The organism is Burkholderia sp. RF7-non_BP4 (assembly GCF_001521935.1).
GTDB classification, from domain to species: Bacteria; Pseudomonadota; Gammaproteobacteria; order Burkholderiales; family Burkholderiaceae; genus Burkholderia; species Burkholderia diffusa.
On the sequence record NZ_LOTA01000098.1, the window covers coordinates 1 to 18,021 of the forward strand.

The following is an 18,021-nucleotide window of genomic DNA, read 5'->3' on the forward strand; positions in this document are numbered from 1 at the left end:
TCGCCCCATCGTCGCCTCTCTTCGGAACGGGTTGATTCAGTCTAGGCGATCGAACGCGTTTTTACACAGCCTCGGCCAGTTTCGGTCAATCGTTGCTAGTTCCATAATCGTCGACAATTTAAGCTTGCAGCGTTGCCACATACATGATCCAAATGGCAGACCGGATTGCACTTGTTCGCGCAACCTTAGACGAGGTTGCAGCACTACGGGCCGTAGACTTTGGAGGTGACGAAGAGAATCTTCGCCAGCTGCTTAGTATCTATGGAGAGAACAGCGATTTGGCGGAATTGCTTTGGGCCGACCTGCCGGAGAATTATTGCCTGCAGGATGTTGCTGACCTGTTAAATCTGTGGGCGTGGCGAACTAACGACAATGGTCAGCGCATCATGTGCACCCTGACACGGTGGGTAAGTGAATGCTCGGATTTCGGTAAAGTTTGGGTCGCCCTGCATCAGGATGCTTATCCATTTATCGAGCGTTCAAGCCGCATTGAACATCTGCGTAGGGTAATGAGAGTGTTTCCGTCGTTACGCGCTTCGTGCGAGGTGATGATCGAGCAAAGTCAGTGAAGGATGCGTAAGACTTGAACGGCTCGAAATGGCCGTTTCGGAGAAATCTGACGGGCCACTTCGGGTCGACAAGCGACATCCACGGAAATCCACAAGCTCCTTTTCCATTGCGCACGGCCACGCGCCCGGAGGCCACCCACTTGCAACCAAACCCGCCGATCGCTTCCGAACGAGCCGCACCGCGACCCGCAACGCTGATCCTGCTATGCGCGTTCTCGGTGCTGCCGTTGAGCCTGTTCCTGCCGTCACTGCCCGCGATCGCGCTTGACCTGCGCGCCGACTACGCACTCGTCGCACTGTCGCTCGGCGGCTACGCAGCAGTCGCCGCGTCGCTCGAGTTCGTGATGGGGCCGCTGTCGGACCGCTTCGGGCGGCGGCCGATCATCCTGACGAGCCTCGGCATCTTCACGCTCGGGTCGCTGGGCTGCGCAATGGCGTCCGACATCCGCGCGTTCCTCGCGTGTCGGCTGATGCAGGCGGCGATCACGTCGGTCTATCCGGTGTCGATGGCGACGCTGCGCGACACCGCCGGCGGGGCGCGCGCGGCGAGCCGGATCGGCTATGCGGCGATGGCGGCCGCGTTCGCGCCGATGATCGGGCCGACGCTCGGCGGCGTGCTCGATCAGACGCTCGGGTGGCGCGCGAGCTTCTGGTTGCTTGGTGCGACAGGCATCGCGCTGCTCGGCTGGTGCATGTTCGATCTAGCGGAAACCCATGCGACCCGCGCCGCGACGCTCGCCCAGCAGCTTCGCGCATATCCCGCGCTGCTCCGCGCGCGCCGCTTCTGGGCCTATGCGCTTTGCATGGCGTTTTCGACCGGTGCCTTCTACGCGTTCCTGGCCGGCGCGCCGCTCGCCGCGCAATCGGTGTTTCGTATTCCGCCCACGGAAATCGGCTTCTACATGGGAACGATCACGGCCGGCTTCGTTTGCGGGAGCTTTCTGGCTGCGCGTTACGCGCATCGCTATCCGCTGGCCACGACGATTCTCTGCGGCCGCGTGGTCGCATGCGCGGGGCCTGCGATCGGCCTCGTGCTGTTTCTCGGAGGGACGACGCACGCGATCGCATGGTTCGGGCCGTGCGTGCTGATCGGCATTGGCAACGGGTTGTCGAATCCGGGCGCGCATGCGGGGGCGATGTCGGTGCGGCCGGAACTGGCCGGTAGCGCATCGGGGTTGGCCGGGGCGATGACGATCACGGGCGGGGCGGCGCTATCGTCGCTGACGGGCGCTGTGCTGACCGTCGGCAACGCCGGTCATGCGCCGCTGGTCATGATGCTGCTGTCCGCGGCGATCGCGCTGGCGGCCGCGGTGTGCATACGAATTTTCGACGCACGCGAACGGGGTGCGTAATCGATGTGACACGCACGGGGCATGCCGATCCGGCGCGATGCGATCGCCGCCCGGATCGACAGGGAGCGACACGACGCGACGTCCGTCGGACGAACGCCACGTCACATGCCCCCGCACGCTGCGTTACGGCTTCGCCCCCATCACGAACTCGAACGTCGCGACGCCGTCGACGCCACCCGTCACGCGGTCGCCCGGCTGCAGCGCGCCGACGCCGGCCGGCGTGCCGGTGAAGATCAGGTCGCCGGCCTTCAGCTCGACCGAGCGCGACACGTACGCGATCACGTCCGGCACGGCCCAGATCATGTCGGCGAGATCGCCTTGCTGGCGGGTTTCGCCGTTGACCGCGAGCCAGATCCGGCCGCTGGCCGGATGGCCGGTCGCGGTCGCCGCGCGCAGCGCGGTCACGGGGCCGGACGCATCGAAGCCCTTCGCCCAGTCCCACGGGCGGCTCAGCTTTTTCGCCTCGGCCTGCAGGTCGCGGCGCGTGAGGTCGACACCGACGCCGTAACCCCACACATGCGACAGCGCCTCGGCCGGATCGATCGAACGGCCGTCCTTGCCGATCGCGACGACCAGCTCGATTTCGTGATGGAGGTCGCCGGTCAGCGGCGGATACGGGACGGTGCCGGCGGCCGGGACGATCGCGTCGGCCGGTTTCGTGAAGAAGAACGGCGGTTCGCGGTCGGGATCGGCGCCCATTTCGCGCGCGTGGTCGGCGTAGTTGCGGCCGACACAGAACACGCGGCGCACCGGAAAGCGCGCGGACGACTGTTCGACTTCGACGGAAGGACGCTCGGAAGCGTCGATGACGTATGCGGACATCGGATGGCCTCGTTCGATGGAAAGACGGATGCCGTCGCCCGCGCAATCCACCACGGGCCGGCATGCATGGAACGATACCCGACGCATGCGTGCCCGGATGCGACGCAACTGCGCTTTAACCGGACAAATCTACGCGTCGCCGGCCACTGGCGCGTCGTCGGCGGCCGGCAGCGCGGCGTTCGCGTCGCGGTACGCCTTCGGCGACACGCCGACCCGCGCGCGGAAGCGCCGCGCGAAATACCCTTCGTCACGGAAACCGACGGAACGCGCGATGTCGGCGATGCGCCGGCTCGTATGCGCGAGCAGCGATTGCGCGAGCGCGATCCGCCGCTCGGTCACGAGATCGGTGAAGGTGCTGCCGGTTTCCTTGCGCACCAGATGCGCGAGGTAGTTCGGCGACAGGAAGGCGGCCTCGGCGGTGGCCGCGAGCGTCAGGTCCTCGCGGGTCAGGTTCGCGCGCACGTGGCGCAGCACGCGCGCGAGCGCGTCGCGCCGGCCCGCGCGCTGGGCGCCGCGCTGCGCGAGCTTGTCGAGCGCGCCCGCGTACTGCGTGCAGACGAGCCCGATCAGTTGCAGCAGGTAGCCGCGCAGCAACGTGGTGGAGCCGAAGGTGCGCACGCGGTCGGCATCGAGCATGCACAGCGCGAGGCGGCGCGCCTCGTCGAACGCGTCGCCGGTCAGGATGAAGTCGAGATGTTCCTGGAAGCGGAACGGCGTCAGCTCGGGAAAGCGGTGCGCGGGCACGTCCTCGAGATCGAGCGGATCGACGTCGAGATCGGCGCGCAGGAACGCCTGGCTGAAGTTGATCACGATGAAGTGCGCGCCTTCCGGATGCGGAATCAGGTGCTCGCGGTGCGGCAGCACGAACGCGAGCGCGCCGCGCGGAAACGGCCGCGTGACGCCGCCGATACGCTGTTCGGTGTCGCCGCCGAGGTTGAACTGGATCTGGAAATACGCGTGCCGGTGCGGCTCGGTGATCGCCTGGCGCGACGCCTGGTCGCGGATGTAGAAATCGAGCCGGTCGCTGCGTTCGGGCATCCCGTACAGGCGCGGCGGGGCGGTGGAGGGCATGAAGGATTCTGCTGTTCGTGACGCGGTTGAGCCGCGATGGTACAGCGAACCGGGCGCGGCCGGAATCCGCGGGCGCGATCCGCATCGGCCGGCGGGGCGGCGCGCACCCGCCCGGCGACGAGTCAATCAGGCGGCCGGATGAAAGCCCAGGTAGCGGCAGCGCGTGCCGGCCTCGTCGGATGCGGCAAGCCGGCTGGATGCGCCGACCGAGCGGAGCGTGTCGGCCGTCGCGCTGCGATTCGTGAGCAGCGTCCATGCCGTCGGGGCGGCCTCGGCGGCGGCCGTCGCGCGCGCATCGTCGAGCAGGCTCAGCGCGGCCAGCAGCAGGTCGGCGGGCGGCGCATGAATCGCGAAGCCTTCGTTCGCGACGGCTGCCGCGTCGATGCCGAGCGCCGCGCACAGGCGCGCGCGCAGCGGCGCCTCGGCCGCGCTTGCTTCCCGCGCGCGCACGATGTTCTCGCGCGTGAGCGCGTCGACGATCGTGCCGCCGCGGGTGAGCGGCGCGTGCTGCCACGCGTCGGACGGGCACTGCTTGCCGTCCGGCACCAGCGGCACGAACGGATTGACCTCGGCCGGGTAGATCCGGCACACCAGCGGCCGTTCTTCGTAGATGCCGCAGCGCAAATCGTCGAGCAGGTTCGGGCATGGCCCGGCATGGGACGCGGTGAGCAGCGTGGTGACGCGCACCGGCAGCGTGCCGCTGAGCGCGGGCGACGAACGGGCGCGCTTGTACGCGGCGAACGCGTCGTCGGCGGCCGGTTCGACGGGCCATGGCATGGCGTCGCACAACAGTTCCACGTGGCCGCCGCGCCGCAGCCAGGCAGTGGCCTCGGCGACGGTCAGCGGAATGCGCAGGTCGTGGCAGCAACGGCCGCAGCCGGTGCATGAAAAGTCGATGTCGTTCTGATTCATTTCGGTAGGGAACGGGGCACGGCCGGCGTGCGTCAGCCGGCGATCAGCGTCGCGATGCGCCGGCGCAGTTCGGGCACGATCTCGGCGTCGAACCACGGATGATGTTTGAACCACGCCTGATTGCGCGGCGACGGATGCGGCAGCGGCAGCACGCCGGGGCCATAGTCGCGCCACGCGTGCACGGTGTCGGTCAGCGTCGCCTTGCGTGTGTCGCGCAGGAAATGCCGCTGCGCGTACTGGCCGATCAGCAGCGTCAGCCGGATCGACGGCAATCCGGCGAGCAGCCGGTCGAGCCACAGTCGCGCGCATTCGGGGCGCGGCGGGTTGTCGCCGCTCGCACCGCGGCCCGGGTAGCAGAAGCCCATCGGCACGATCGCGAAGCGTGTCTCGTCGTAGAACGTGTCGGGCTCGACGCCGAGCCAGTCACGCAGCCGCTTGCCGCTCGCATCGTCCCACGGGATGCCGCTCGCGTGGACGCGGGCGCCGGGCGCCTGCCCGACGATCAGGATGCGGGCGTCGCGATGGGCGCGCACGACGGGGCGCGGGCCGAGCGGCAGGTCGGCTTCGCAGGCGCGGCACGCGCGGATTTCGGTGAGCAGCACGTCGAGCGGCGTGCGCGTTCGTTTCGGCATCGATTCTGAACGGGGACGGAGTGGCGGCACGCACGCAGATGCGTCCATGTCGCGCGGCGGGCCGGCGCGGACCGGCGCATCGCGTCAGGCGTTCCGCGGGATACGGCATCGCGCTGCGCGGCGGCTCCGGCAGCCCGTGTCGGGATCACCTGTCCGCCGCATCGCCCTCGGCGACCGCAGCATCATACAACGCCGTCTGCGCGATTGCCGCGGCGATCGCCGCGTCGTCGTGCGTGCCGTCGAGCATGCCCCAGCGCCGGTATTGCAGCAGGAACCAGCGGCCTTCCTGCGGATCCGGCCGGTTCACGGCGCCGCCGTCGTGGAAGCGGATCGGCAGCGGCGGCTGCGCGAACGGCCCCGCGCCGTAGTCGCCGAGCAGGCGCGGCGCGATCAGCCGGGCCGGCACGCCGAGCGCGTCGGGCGACGCGAGCCAGTCGGCCGCGTCGCGACGGTGCGCGGGGGTGTCGAGCCACGCGCACGCATCGACGAGCGTGCGGATCAGCGCACGCGCGGTGGCCGGATACAGCGCGACGAAATCGCGCCGGGCCGCGAGCACTTTCTCCGGATGATCGGGCCAGATCTCGCTGGTGACGGCGACGGTCCGGCCCGCGCCGCAGGCTTCGGCCACGGCGTGCCATGGCTCGCCCGCGCAGAAGCCGTCGAGCTCGCCGCTCGCGAGCGCCGCGACCATCTCGGGCGGCGGGATCACGACGCTGCGCACGTCGCGCAGCGGATCGACGCCGTGCGACGCGAGCCAGTGGTTCAGCCACATCGCATGCGTGCCGGTCGGGAAGGTCTGCGCGAGCAGCGGCTTGCGGCCGAGCGTCGCGAGCGCCGCGCGGACGTCGCCGCTTGCGCGGTACGCGTCGGCGAGGCCGCGGGCGAACGTGATCGCCTGGCCGTTGCGGTTCAGCACCATCAGCGCGGCCATGTCGGCCTGCGGGCCGCCGATGCCGACCTGCAGCCCGCACACGAGCCCGTACAGCGCGTGCGCGGCGTCGAGTTCGCCGGTCAGCAGCTTGTCGCGCACGGCGGCCCAGGAGGGCTGGCGGCACAGCTCCAGCGTCAGGCCGTGGCGCGCGCCGAGATTCAGGTGCTGCGCGACGATCAGCGGGGCGGCGTCGCTGAGCGCGACGAACCCGAGACGAAGATGCGCGCGTTCCGGCGCGGCGGGAGGCGAAGGTTTCATGGCATTCATGACGGGTGGGTCGCATCGAGCAGTTGGCGCGCGACGTCGACGATGCGCTGGCCCTGATCCATCGCGCGCTTGCGCAGCAACGCATACGCATCGTGCTCGGACAGCCTGCGCTGATCCATCAGCAGGCGCTTCGCGCGATCGATCAGCTTGCGTTCGGCGAGCTCGCGCTCGACGTCGGCGAGCCGGCGGCGCAATGCATCGTCGTGCGAGAAGCGCGCGAGCGCGACTTCGAGGATCGGCGCGAGGCGCTCGGCCGACAAGCCTTCGACGAGATACGCGCTGACGCCGGCGCCGACCGCCGCGTGAATCAGCGCCTGGTCGGCATCGTGGCTGAACATCAGCACGGGGCGCGGCGCGGTTGCGTGCATCACGGCGAGTTGCTCGAGCGTGTCGCGCGACGGCGAATCGGTATCGATGATCACGACGTCGGGGCGCTGCTCCTCGACGGCGGCGGGCAGGCGCGCGGGCGTCGCGACGTCGTTGAGCATCTCGTAGCCGAGGCGCGCGAGCGCGTCGCCGAGTTCGCCGATCGGCTTGTCGGTGTCGGTGACGAGCAGCACGCGCAGGCGTGCGGGCGGGACGGACGAACTCATGACGCGAACGGGGACGAACGAGCGTCGATGCAACGGTTGAACGGCGGTTGCGGGGTGCTGACGGATGTCGACGGATTCAGGGCCTCACGACCGCATCCCCGACAGCCGGCGCGAACGCCGCTGCGGTGACCGGAATGCCGATGCGGACCGCGCATGCTATGCCGCCCGGAACAGCATCGCTTCGCCGACGGCATCGGTGCCGTGCACGGCGGCTTCGCCGATCGCCGCGCCGACGAGCATCACGGCCGGGCTGCCGAGCCCGGCTGCCGCGACGCCGCGCGCGAGGCCGCCGAGCGTGCCGGTCCAGCGGCGCTCGTGCGACGTGCCGGCCCATTGCACGGCGGCGGCCGGCGTCGACGCGGGCAAGGCGGCGAGCAGGCCCGCCGCGATGCTGTCGACGCGGCTCATGCCCATGTAGATCGCGAGCGTGGTGCCGGTCGCCGCGAGCGTCGCCCAGTCGGGTTCGCCGTGGTCCTGGCGGTGTGCGGTGACGAACGTGACGCCCTGGCAGTGCTCGCGGTGCGTGAGCGAGACGCCGAGGCTCGCGGCGGCCGCGAAGCCCGACGAGATGCCGTTGACGATGTCCACCGGAATCCCCGCGGCGCGCAGCGTCGCGAGTTCCTCGCCGGCGCGGCCGAACAGCAGCGCGTCGCCGCCCTTGACGCGCACGACGTGCGCGCCGCGCAGCGCATGGCGGCGCATCAGTTTCTCGATGAATGCCTGCGGCGTGGAGCGGCAGCCGCCGCGCTTGCCGACGCGGATCACGCGCGCGTGCGGCGCGAGTTCGACGATGCCGGGCGCGACGAGATCGTCGAGCAGCAGCACGTCGGCGGCCGCCAGCGCTTTCACGGCCTTCAGCGTGAGGAGATCGGGATCGCCGGGGCCGGCGCCCAGCAGCGTGACTTTTCCAGTCGTCATGTCGTATTCCATTGCCGCGCGCGTGCGAGCGAGCGGCTGTCGATAACACGTTGTTGCTTGCGGCGGCGGCGGGCGGTCGAAGCGACCATGGCATCCGGCCGTGCCGCGCACGGGAGGACGTCGTTGTCCTGATCTGCTGCGCCCGCCTGCGATGGCGGGCCGACTTGCGGGGACTGCCCACCGGCGCCGTTGCCGGTGTGTGGACGAAATTCAGCAATATCCGGGCCAACCTGAGCGAGCGCGGCGACATGCGCGGCGCGACGCCCCGCGCGACGGAGGCCGGCACGCATGCGGCCGCGGGGACGCGGCGCACGCGATGCCGCATCGACGTGCATCGCGCCCCGTCATCGCGCACCGCGATGTCGCACGGCGACAGTGCTGCAGCGCACCACATCTGTGCCTGGCTGCATCGCGACGCATCGCGCGCCGCGCCCCGCAGCCACGCGTCCGGCGCCCCGCGCGCCTTGTGCGACGGGGCCGCCCGTGCGATTCGGGTCGACATGGCATGGCGTTTGCGTGAGCTCGTCCGGGCGGATCAACGGCGATTCGTCCGCAGTACCGATTACCGACGCGCCCGGAAACGGGCTTCATGGGCAACGGCGTCCTACACATCGGGTCTCGACGAGACCGGGTGTGCAGGACGCCGTTTTTCGTTTGGCGGATGACATGACCGACAAAGCTACCCGTATCGATCTCTTCAGCTTCCGCACCGCGCCGATGCGCGCCTTCCACATGACGTGGATGGCGTTCTTCGTATGCTTCTTCGCGTGGTTCGCGTGTGCGCCGCTGATGCCGCTGATTGCGCGCGAATTTCACCTTACCGCGGCACAGGTCGCGAACATCAACATCGCCGCGGTGGCCGCGACGATCGCCGTGCGGCTGCTGGTCGGCCCGTTGTGCGACCGCTTCGGCCCGCGCCGCGTGTATGTCGGGCTGCTCGTGCTCGGCGCGATTCCCGTGTTCGCGGTGTCGTTCTCGCACGACTACCTGACGTTCCTGATCTGCCGGCTCGGCATCGGCGCGATCGGCGCGGGCTTCGTGATCACGCAGTACCACACGTCGGTGATGTTCGCGCCGAACGTGGTCGGCACCGCGAACGCGACGACGGCCGGCTGGGGCAACGCGGGCGCGGGCGCGACGCAGGCGATGATGCCGCTGCTCGTCGCCGCCGGCCTGATGCTCGGCTTCGGCGACGACGCGTCGTGGCGCATCGCGCTCGTCGTGCCGGGCGTCGCGATGCTCGCGATGGCCTGGGCGTACTGGCGCTTCACGCAGGACTGCCCGCAAGGCGATTTCGTCGCGCTGCGCAAGCAGGGCGTGACGGTCGACAGCGGCAAGAAGGGCGGTTGGGCGAGCTTCTTCGCCGCATGCGGCAACTATCGCGTGTGGATGCTGTTCGTCACGTACGGCGCGTGCTTCGGCGTCGAGGTGTTCATCCACAACATCGCGGCGCTGTACTACGTCGATCACTTCAAGCTGTCGCTGAAGGACGCCGGCTTCGCGGTCGGGATGTTCGGGCTGCTCGCGCTGTTCGCCCGCGCGCTCGGCGGCTGGCTGTCGGACAAGATCGCCGCGCGGCGCAGCCTCGACGTGCGCGCGGCGCTGCTGTGCGCGCTGATCGTCGGCGAAGGGCTCGGACTGATCTGGTTCTCGCATGCGCAAGGCATCGGCATGGCGCTCGTCGCGATGCTGACCTTCGGCCTCTTCACGCACATGGCCTGCGGCGCGACCTATGCGCTCGTGCCGTTCATCGACCGCAAGGCGCTCGGCGGCGTCGCGGGGATCGTCGGCGCGGGCGGCAACGTCGGCGCGGTGGCCGCGGCGTTCCTGCTGAAGGGCGTCGGCGACGTGCAGCACACGCTGAGCCTGCTCGGGCTCGCCGTCACCGCGACCGCATTGTGCGCGATGGCCGTGCGCTTCAGCGAAGAACACAAGGCACGCGAGGCCGAGCTGCGCGATCGCGCGCTGGCCGCCGCCAGCGTCGCGAACTGATCGACCGAAGGACACGTCATCATGAAACTCATCGTCATCGGCCACGGGATGGTCGGCCACAAGCTCCTCGAATGCGTCGCCGCGCAAGCCGGCGCGGCGGGCACGCTGCAGGTCACGGTGCTCGGCGAGGAACCGCGCCCGGCGTACGACCGCGTGCACCTGTCGGAATTCTTCGCGGGCAAGTCGGCGGACGATCTGTCGCTCGTCGAACCCGGCTTCTTCGAGCGTCATCCGCAGTTCGACCTGCGCCTGAACGCCCGGGTCGCATCGATCGACCGCGCCGCGCACACGGTCACGCTCGCGTCCGGCGAAACGCTCGCGTACGACAAGCTGGTACTCGCGACGGGCTCGCGTCCGTTCGTGCCGCCGATGCCGGGCCGCGATCGCGCCGGTTGCTTCGTGTACCGAACGATCGAGGATCTCGAAGCGATGCAGGCGTGCGGCACGCACGCGAAGCGTGGCGTGGTGATCGGCGGCGGGCTGCTCGGCCTCGAATGCGCGAAGGCGTTGCGCGACATGGGGCTCGACACGCACGTCGTCGAATTCGCGCCGCGGCTGATGGCGGTGCAGGTCGACGACGGCGGCGGGCGGATGCTGCGCGCGAAGATCGAAGCGCTCGGCGTGACCGTGCATACGGGCAAGAACACGCTCGAGATCGTCGACGGCGACGAAGGCACGCACCGGATGGCGTTCGCCGACGGCTCGCATCTCGACGCCGACATGATCGTGTTCTCGGCCGGCATCCGCGCCCGCGACGAACTGGCGCATGCGTGCGGCCTGGAAATCGGCCCGCGTGGCGGCGTCGCGATCGACGACGCGTGCCGCACGAGCGACGCCGACATCTACGCGATCGGCGAATGCGCGGCCTGGAACGGGATGGTGTACGGCCTCGTCGCACCGGGCTACGACATGGCGCGCGTGGTCGCGAAGCAGCTCGGCGGCGACCGGGAAGAAGCGGCCAACGCCGCGTTCGCCGGTGCCGACATGAGCACCAAGCTGAAGCTGATGGGCGTCGACGTCGCGAGCATCGGCGATGCGCACGGCGCGACGGCCGGCAGCCGCACCTACCAGTACGCGGACGAACGCCGCCAGATCTACAAGAAGCTGGTGGTGTCGGACTGCGGCAAGTTCCTGCACGGCGCGGTGATGGTCGGCGACGCGGCCGAATACGGCACGCTGCTGCAGATGATGCTGAATCGCATCGAGCTGCCCGAGTCGCCGGAATTCCTGATCCTGCCGTCGTCGGACGGCGCGGCGAAGCCGGCGATCGGCGTCGACGCGCTGCCGGACGGCGCGCAGATCTGCTCGTGCAACAACGTGTCGAAGTCGCAGATCTGCGCGGCGGTGGCGGATGGCGCGACGAGCCTCGGCGCACTGAAGTCGTGCACGGGCGCGGGCACGTCGTGCGGCGGCTGCGTGCCGCTCGTCACGCAGATCATGAAGGCCGAGATGAAGAAGCAGGGTCTCGCGGTCAACAACCATCTGTGCGAGCACTTCCCGCATTCGCGCCAGGAATTGTTCCACCTGATCCGCGTCGAGCGCATCACGACGTTCGACGAATTGCTCGCCAAGCACGGCCACGGGCTCGGCTGCGACGTGTGCAAGCCGGCGGTGGCGGGCATCCTCGCATCGTGCTTCAACGAGTTCGTGCTGAAGAAGGAGCATGCGGGGCTGCAGGATTCGAACGACTACTACCTCGCGAACATCCAGCGCGACGGCACGTACTCGGTCGTGCCGCGCATGCCGGGCGGCGAGGTGACGCCGGAAGGGCTGATCGCGGTCGGCCAGGTCGCGAAGAAATATGGGCTCTACACGAAGATCACGGGCGGCCAGCGCGTCGACCTGTTCGGCGCGCGCGTCGAACAGCTGCCGTCGATCTGGGAAGAGCTGATCGCGGCCGGCTTCGAATCGGGGCATGCGTACGGCAAGTCGGTGCGCACCGTGAAGTCGTGCGTCGGTTCGACGTGGTGCCGCTACGGCGTCGACGATTCGGTCGGCCTCGCGATCGACATCGAGAACCGCTACAAGGGCTTGCGCGCGCCGCACAAGATCAAGTTCGGCGTGTCGGGCTGCACGCGCGAGTGCGCGGAAGCGCAGGGCAAGGACATCGGCATCATCGCGACCGAGAAGGGCTGGAACCTTTACGTGTGCGGCAACGGCGGGATGAAGCCGCGCCATGCGGAACTGCTCGCGTCCGATCTCGACCGCGCCACGCTGATCCGCTACATCGACCGCTTCCTGATGTTCTACGTGCGCACCGCCGACCGGCTGCAGCGCACCAGCGTGTGGCGCGACAACCTCGAAGGCGGGCTCGACTACCTGACCGATGTCGTCGTGCACGACAAGCTCGGGATCGCGGCCGAACTCGAGGCCGACATGCAGCACGTGGTCGACACCTACGAATGCGAGTGGAAGAAGGCCGTCACCGATCCGGAAACGCGCAAGCGCTTCCGCCATTTCGTGAACAGCGACGCGCCGGACGCGACCATCGCGTTCGTCGAAACGCGCGGCCAGATCCGTCCCGCCACGCCCGACGAGCGCGCGGGCGGCAGGCCCGTTGCGATTCCCGTCGTCGCCGAACCCGCAACCGTCTGACGCTGACCGACAGCAGCGTCTTTTTCAAGGAGCCCATCATGAACGATCGTCTTCCCCTGTCCTGGACCCGCGTGTGCCCGCTCGACGACATCGTGCCGAACACCGGCGTGTGCGCGCTCGTCAACGGCGAGCAGGTCGCGGTGTTTCATGTCGCGCATGCCGAGGAAGGCGGCGTGTTCGCGATCGACAACGTCGATCCGGTGTCGCAGGCAGCGGTGATGTCGCGCGGGCTGATCGGCAGCCTCGGCGAGCGCGTGGTGGTCGCGTCGCCGCTGTACAAGCAGCATTTCGACCTGCGGACCGGCGAATGCCTCGAATCCCCCGAGAAATCGGTGCACGCGTATCCGTCGCGGGTCGAGGACGGTTTCGTGTGGATCGCCGCCTGAGCGCCAACGGAGCACGCATGACCGCCACCCCCGTCAAGAGCGTGTGCCCATACTGCGGCGTCGGCTGCGGAATGGTGCTGCACGTCGAGGATGACGAAGTCGTCAAGGTGTCCGGCGACTCCGATCATCCGACCAACTTCGGGCGGCTGTGCACGAAGGGCTCGTCGGCGCACGTCGCGTTGCGCCGTTCCGGGCGGCTCGACCGCGCGTTCGTGCGGCGCGCGCGCGAGGACGACCTCGTGCCGCTGCCGGCGCGCGACGCGATCGTCGAGACCGCGCGGCGGCTGCGCGCGGTGCTCGACGCGCACGGGCCCGATGCGTTGTCGTTCTACGTGTCGGGGCAGATGTCGATCGAGGCGCAATACCTCGTGAACAAGCTCGCGAAGGGCTTCGTCGGCACCCACAACATCGAGTCGAATTCGCGCCTGTGCATGGCGAGCGCGAGCACGGGCTACAAGCAGTCGCTCGGTGCGGACGGCCCGCCCGGGTCGTACCAGGATTTCGATCGCGCGAACCTGTTCTTCGTGATCGGCGCGAACATGGCCGACTGCCACCCGATCCTGTTCCTGCGCATGATGGATCGCGTGAAGGCCGGCGCGAAGCTGATCGTCGTCGATCCGCGCCGCACCGGCACCGCCGACAAGGCCGACCTGTTCCTGCAGATCCGGCCCGGCACCGATCTGGCGCTGACCAACGGGTTGCTGCATCTGCTGCACGCGAACGGCCGCACCGATGCCGCGTTCATCGATACGTACACCGAAGGTTGGGACGCGATGCCCGCGTTTCTCGCCGACTACACGCCCGAGCGCGTCGCGGCAATCACCGGTCTCGCGGAAGCCGACATTCGCACGGCCGCGCAATGGATCGGCGACGCGCAGGAATGGATGAGCTGCTGGACGATGGGGCTCAACCAGAGCACGCACGGCGTATGGAACACCAACGCGATCTGCAACCTGCATCTCGCGACCGGCGCGATCTGCCGCCCGGGCAGCGGGCCGTTCTCGCTGACCGGCCAGCCGAACGCGATGGGCGGGCGCGAGATGGGCTACATGGGCCCCGGCCTGCCGGGCCAGCGCTCGGTGCTGTCCGACGACGACCGGCGCTTCGTCGAAAACCTGTGGCGCGTGCCGGCCGGCACGTTGCGCAAGGACGCCGGCCACGGCACGGTCGACCTGTTCGAACGGATGGCGGCCGGCGACATCAAGGCGTGCTGGATCGTCTGCACGAATCCGGTCGCGACCGTGCCGAACCGGCAGAACGTGATCGCGGGGCTGCAGGCCGCGGAACTCGTGATCGCGCAAGACGCGTTCCTCGACACCGAGACCAACCGCTTCGCGGACATCCTGCTGCCTGGCGCGCTGTGGGCCGAGGGCGACGGCGTGATGGTCAATTCCGAGCGCAACATGACGCTGATGCGTGCCGCGGTCGCGCCGCCCGGCGACGCGCTGCCGGACTGGCGCATCGTCGCGGAAGTGGCGCGCGCGATGGGCTTCGGCGATGCGTTCGACTATGCGTCGGCGGCCGACGTGTTCGACGAGATCGTGCGGTTTTCGAATCCGGCGACCGGCTACGACCTGCGCGGCGCGAGCCACGCGGCGCTGCGCGACGGCCCCGTGCAATGGCCGGTCGCGCCGGGCACCGCGCGCGAGCGGCACCCCATCCGCTACCTGAACGACGGCGTGAGCCAGACGCCGCGCCCGGCGACCGACGGGCATGACGCGCCGCGTATTGCGTTTCCGACGGCGTCGGGCAAGGCGCGCTTCCTCGCGCGGCCGCACGTTGCGCCGGCCGAACTGCCCGACGACACGTTCCCGATCGTGCTGAACACCGGCCGGCTGCAGCATCAATGGCACACGATGACGAAGACGGGCAAGGTCGCGATGCTGAACAAGCTCAATCCGCGCCCGTTCGTCGAGCTGCATCCGGACGATGCGAGCGCGCTCGGCATTGCGACGAAGGACAGCATCGAGATTCGCTCGGCGCGCGGCCGCGCGGTGCTGCCGGCCGTCGTGACCGAGCGCGTGCGGCGCGGCAACTGTTTCGCGCCGATGCACTGGAACGACGTGTACGGCGACGACCTGTGCATCAATGCGGTGACGAACGACGCGATCGATCCGGAATCTCAGCAGCCCGAACTGAAATATTGCGCGGTCGCGCTGACGCGCGTCGACACGGACGCGTTCGCGTCCGCTGCCGACGACGACACGGCGCGACCCGATGCCTCGGCTACCGACGCGCGGCCCGCGCCCGCGTCGGCGCAGATCACGGCTTCACAGGAATCCGACATGGCAGACCTCGACACTTTCGCGGCCGCGCTCGGCGTGGCCGATCTCGCGCCGCCGCCGCTCTCCGATACGGAGCGCCTGTACGTGGCCGGCCTCGTCAGCGGGCTGAAGGCGAGCGCCGGGCGGTGCGAAGGCGGCGTGCCGGTGCTGCCGGCCGGCGCGCCGCTTGCGCCGCCGGTGCGGTTCTGGGTCGAGGGGATGCTCGCGGGGCTGTTCAGCCGCTCGGTGCCTGCGCACGCATCGGACGGTGCCGCGCCCGCGCTGCCGTCCGAGGCCGCCGCGCCCGGCGGTGTGCGGATCGTGCGCACGCGGCCGAAGGTTGTGCTGCTGTGGGCGTCGCAGACGGGCAACATCGAGTCGCTGACCGAGGACTACGCGACGCAGCTGATGAACGCCGGCTTCGAGATCCGTACCGCGTGCATGTCCGACTATCCGGTCGCGTCGCTGGCCGGCGCGCAATACGTGCTGCTGATGACGAGCACGTTCGGCGACGGCGACGCGCCCGACAACGGCAGCGAGTTCTGGGATGCGCTGCAGGACGGTGGCGCCGCGCGTCTCGACGGCGTGCACTTCGCGGTGCTCGCGTTCGGCGATCGCAACTACGACCAGTTCTGCGGACACGGCCGCCGGCTCGACGCGCGGCTCGCGGAACTCGGCGCGGCGCGCCTGTGCGCGCGCGTCGATTGCGACGTCGAGTTCCAGCGCGATGCGGACCAGTGGCTCGAACGCGTGGTTGCCCGGATCAAGGAAGCGGATGCCGCGCTGCACGCGGTGCCGTCCGCCGGGGTAAGCGCGTCGGGGCTGCTGCCGACCAAGGCGCATCCGGCGCCGTCGAAGCTCGTCGCGAACCTGCGGCTCAACCGGCCGGGCGCCGCGAAGGACACGCGCTACGTGTCGCTGTCGACCGAAGGCGCGAACCTCGAATACGAAACCGGCGACGCGCTCGGCGTGTGGCCGACCAACTGCCCGGAGCTGGTCGACGAGCTGCTGTCCGTCACCGCGCTGAAGGCCGATGCGCCCGTGTCGGTCGCGGGCATCGGCGACGTGCGGCTCGGCGATGCGCTCGCGCGCCACTTCGACATCACGCGCCCGCATCCCGACACGCTCGCGTTCATCGCGTCGCGCAGCGCGAACGGCTCGCTGAAGGCGCTGCTCGGCGACGATCGCAAGGCCGACCTGAAGCAATGGTTGTGGGGGCAACAACTCGCGGACGTGCTGCACGAGTTCCCGGTCGATCTGTCGGGTACGGAGCTGGTCGGGATGCTGAAGCGACTCCAGCCGCGCCTGTATTCGATCGCGTCGAGCCCGAGCGCGCACCAGGGCGAGATTCACCTGACGGTATCGGCCGTGCGCTATCACAACGGCCGGCGCGCGCGCAAAGGCGTCGCGTCGACGTTCCTCGCCGATCGCGCGGACGACGGCCGCGTGCCGGTGTTCGTGCAGAAGTCCGCGCATTTCCGGCCGCCGGTGAACGGCGACGTGCCCGTCGTGATGGTGGGGCCCGGCACCGGCGTCGCCCCGTTCCGCGGCTTCCTGCACGAGCGGCAGGCGCGCGGCGCGCGCGGGCGCAACTGGCTGTTCTTCGGTGAGCAGCACGCGCAGACCGACTTCTACTACGGCGACGAACTGAGCGCGATGCGCGACAGCGGTTTCCTCACGCGGCTCGATCTCGCGTTCTCGCGCGACCAGGCCGACAAGATCTACGTGCAGGACCGCATGCGCGAGCAGGGCGCCGAGCTTTACAAGTGGCTGGAGGAGGGCGCGCACTTCTACGTGTGCGGCGACGCCGCACGCATGGCCAAGGACGTCGATACCGCGCTGAAGGCGGTCGTCGCCGAGCACGGCGAGATGTCGGACGACGCCGCGAACGACTACGTCGCGCGGCTTTCGAAGGCGCGGCGCTACATGCGGGACGTGTATTGAGCGCAGGCGATGCGGCCGTGCGGGCTTGCCGGCCCGACACGGCGGCCGGCAAGCCGAAACCGCCGGCGGCCCGGGTTGCCGGCATGGCATCTTCGCGATCATTTCCTCCGGGCGTGCTGCGCGAACGGGCCGGCACCGACGAGCGCGCACGCTGCAGCGATGCGCGGGACGGCGCATGATGACGGCGTCATCCATACAGCCACGGAGTCGCGTCATGACGGCACGCCGGAATCACCCGCTTCGAACCCTTGCGATCGTCGCATCGCTGGCCGCGGCCGCATTCTGCGGCGCGCCGGCCGTCGGGCAGACGTCGACGGTACCGGCCGGCACGGCCGCCGCGACGCCCGACAACGCGGTGCTCTTGACGGTCTTCCTGAAGCACGACCAGTCGCGCCCGCTCGCCGAGCTGAACGCGCAGCTCGCGAAACAGGGGTTCTACAAGGCGTTTCCGCCGCCGGGCGTCGAGGTGGTGAGCTGGACGGTGGCGATGGGAATCGGGCAGATCGTCGTGCTGCGGTTGCCGGCGTCGCGGGTGCGGGAGGTCAATCGCGTGCTCGAAGACACGGCCTGGGGCGCGTACCGGACGGAGTTCTATCCGACCTACGACTACAAGGCGATCGGGCTTGCGGCGCACGAGCGGGCGAAGTGACGAAGGGCGCGGCGCGACGATCCGTCCCTATTCGCTGAAACCCGCGCCCGGTCGCGGTTTTGCCCTCGCTCGCCCGGCCGGGCCGGAGAATTTCTCCCAAATGCATCACAAGTCATTCATCTGA

At 69.4% G+C, this 18,021-nt stretch carries 15 protein-coding genes; 8 read left to right on the forward strand and 7 right to left on the reverse strand.

Annotated features, from left to right (window positions below):
* The first annotated feature begins 152 nt into the window (after nucleotides 1–152).
* Nucleotides 153–569, forward strand: a complete 417-nt coding sequence (locus WS49_RS32340) for a hypothetical protein (RefSeq protein WP_124817551.1) — start codon at nucleotides 153–155, stop codon at nucleotides 567–569.
* Nucleotides 570–709: 140 nt separating this feature from the next.
* A complete protein-coding gene (locus WS49_RS32345) occupies nucleotides 710–1,921 on the forward strand; it encodes an MFS transporter (RefSeq protein WP_082725625.1) in 1,212 nt (403 codons plus the stop codon).
* Between the two features lie 123 nt (nucleotides 1,922–2,044).
* On the opposite strand, the gene WS49_RS32350 is transcribed toward WS49_RS32345, so the two are convergent.
* The 7 genes from WS49_RS32350 to cobA all read right to left on the reverse strand — a co-directional run bounded on the left by WS49_RS32350 (nucleotide 2,045) and on the right by cobA (nucleotide 8,067).
* Nucleotides 2,045–2,743, reverse strand: a complete 699-nt coding sequence (locus WS49_RS32350; RefSeq protein ID WP_059537530.1) for a fumarylacetoacetate hydrolase family protein — start codon at nucleotides 2,741–2,743, stop codon at nucleotides 2,045–2,047.
* Nucleotides 2,744–2,872: 129 nt separating this feature from the next.
* A complete protein-coding gene (locus WS49_RS32355) occupies nucleotides 2,873–3,814 on the reverse strand; it encodes a helix-turn-helix transcriptional regulator (protein WP_059537533.1) in 942 nt (313 codons plus the stop codon).
* A gap of 126 nt (nucleotides 3,815–3,940) precedes the next feature.
* Nucleotides 3,941–4,726, reverse strand: a complete 786-nt coding sequence (locus WS49_RS32360; protein WP_059537536.1) for a YkgJ family cysteine cluster protein — start codon at nucleotides 4,724–4,726, stop codon at nucleotides 3,941–3,943.
* Nucleotides 4,727–4,758: 32 nt separating this feature from the next.
* Nucleotides 4,759–5,358 (reverse strand): uracil-DNA glycosylase family protein, encoded by a 600-nt coding sequence (locus WS49_RS32365; RefSeq protein ID WP_059537539.1) that lies wholly within the window; start codon nucleotides 5,356–5,358, stop codon nucleotides 4,759–4,761.
* Nucleotides 5,359–5,503: 145 nt separating this feature from the next.
* The gene (locus tag WS49_RS32370; protein ID WP_059537785.1) at nucleotides 5,504–6,547 is read right to left on the reverse strand and encodes a CmpA/NrtA family ABC transporter substrate-binding protein; all 1,044 of its coding nucleotides are present in this window, start codon (nucleotides 6,545–6,547) and stop codon (nucleotides 5,504–5,506) included.
* Nucleotides 6,548–6,552: 5 nt separating this feature from the next.
* Nucleotides 6,553–7,149 (reverse strand): ANTAR domain-containing response regulator, encoded by a 597-nt coding sequence (locus tag WS49_RS32375; RefSeq protein WP_059537542.1) that lies wholly within the window; start codon nucleotides 7,147–7,149, stop codon nucleotides 6,553–6,555.
* A 156-nt stretch (nucleotides 7,150–7,305) separates the two neighbouring features.
* Entirely contained in the window at nucleotides 7,306–8,067 is a 762-nt protein-coding gene (gene cobA, locus WS49_RS32380; protein ID WP_059537788.1) for a uroporphyrinogen-III C-methyltransferase, read from the reverse strand.
* A 50-nt stretch (nucleotides 8,068–8,117) separates the two neighbouring features.
* Between cobA and WS49_RS35485 the strand changes: the two genes are divergently transcribed.
* The 6 genes from WS49_RS35485 (at nucleotide 8,118) to WS49_RS32405 (ending at nucleotide 17,897) form a co-directional block, all read left to right on the forward strand.
* Nucleotides 8,118–8,732, forward strand: coding sequence for a hypothetical protein (locus WS49_RS35485; RefSeq protein ID WP_156441492.1), 615 nt, complete (start codon nucleotides 8,118–8,120; stop codon nucleotides 8,730–8,732).
* Between the two features lies 1 nt (nucleotide 8,733).
* A complete protein-coding gene (locus tag WS49_RS32385) occupies nucleotides 8,734–10,059 on the forward strand; it encodes an MFS transporter (RefSeq protein ID WP_059537546.1) in 1,326 nt (441 codons plus the stop codon).
* Nucleotides 10,060–10,080: 21 nt separating this feature from the next.
* The gene (gene nirB, locus WS49_RS32390) at nucleotides 10,081–12,654 is read left to right on the forward strand and encodes a nitrite reductase large subunit NirB (protein WP_059537550.1); all 2,574 of its coding nucleotides are present in this window, start codon (nucleotides 10,081–10,083) and stop codon (nucleotides 12,652–12,654) included.
* Between the two features lie 38 nt (nucleotides 12,655–12,692).
* Nucleotides 12,693–13,040: a nitrite reductase small subunit NirD gene (gene nirD / locus WS49_RS32395; RefSeq protein ID WP_059537554.1), complete on the forward strand. Its 348-nt coding sequence runs from the start codon at nucleotides 12,693–12,695 to the stop codon at nucleotides 13,038–13,040.
* A gap of 17 nt (nucleotides 13,041–13,057) precedes the next feature.
* Nucleotides 13,058–17,248, forward strand: a complete 4,191-nt coding sequence (locus WS49_RS32400) for a bifunctional nitrate reductase/sulfite reductase flavoprotein subunit alpha (RefSeq protein WP_059537558.1) — start codon at nucleotides 13,058–13,060, stop codon at nucleotides 17,246–17,248.
* 214 nt (nucleotides 17,249–17,462) lie between these two features.
* On the forward strand, nucleotides 17,463–17,897 hold the full coding sequence (locus WS49_RS32405; RefSeq protein ID WP_059537561.1) for a hypothetical protein: 435 nt from the start codon (nucleotides 17,463–17,465) through the stop codon (nucleotides 17,895–17,897).
* Nucleotides 17,898–18,021 lie beyond the last annotated feature (124 nt).

Bases quoted from the DNA above. Each gene is read 5' to 3' on its own strand.
- WS49_RS32365 (WP_059537539.1), bottom strand. From the start codon at position 5,358: ATGCCGAAACGAACGCGCACGCCGCTCGACGTGCTGCTCACCGAAATC.
- cobA (WP_059537788.1), bottom strand. From the start codon at position 8,067: ATGACGACTGGAAAAGTCACGCTGCTGGGCGCCGGCCCCGGCGATCCC.
- WS49_RS32340 (WP_124817551.1), top strand. From the start codon at position 153: ATGGCAGACCGGATTGCACTTGTTCGCGCAACCTTAGACGAGGTTGCA.
- WS49_RS32385 (WP_059537546.1), top strand. From the start codon at position 8,734: ATGACCGACAAAGCTACCCGTATCGATCTCTTCAGCTTCCGCACCGCG.
- WS49_RS32405 (WP_059537561.1), top strand. From the start codon at position 17,463: ATGACGGCACGCCGGAATCACCCGCTTCGAACCCTTGCGATCGTCGCA.
- WS49_RS32350 (WP_059537530.1), bottom strand. From the start codon at position 2,743: ATGTCCGCATACGTCATCGACGCTTCCGAGCGTCCTTCCGTCGAAGTC.
- nirD (WP_059537554.1), top strand. From the start codon at position 12,693: ATGAACGATCGTCTTCCCCTGTCCTGGACCCGCGTGTGCCCGCTCGAC.
- WS49_RS32400 (WP_059537558.1), top strand. From the start codon at position 13,058: ATGACCGCCACCCCCGTCAAGAGCGTGTGCCCATACTGCGGCGTCGGC.
- WS49_RS32375 (WP_059537542.1), bottom strand. From the start codon at position 7,149: ATGAGTTCGTCCGTCCCGCCCGCACGCCTGCGCGTGCTGCTCGTCACC.
- WS49_RS32355 (WP_059537533.1), bottom strand. From the start codon at position 3,814: ATGCCCTCCACCGCCCCGCCGCGCCTGTACGGGATGCCCGAACGCAGC.
- nirB (WP_059537550.1), top strand. From the start codon at position 10,081: ATGAAACTCATCGTCATCGGCCACGGGATGGTCGGCCACAAGCTCCTC.
- WS49_RS32370 (WP_059537785.1), bottom strand. From the start codon at position 6,547: ATGAAACCTTCGCCTCCCGCCGCGCCGGAACGCGCGCATCTTCGTCTC.
- WS49_RS32360 (WP_059537536.1), bottom strand. From the start codon at position 4,726: ATGAATCAGAACGACATCGACTTTTCATGCACCGGCTGCGGCCGTTGC.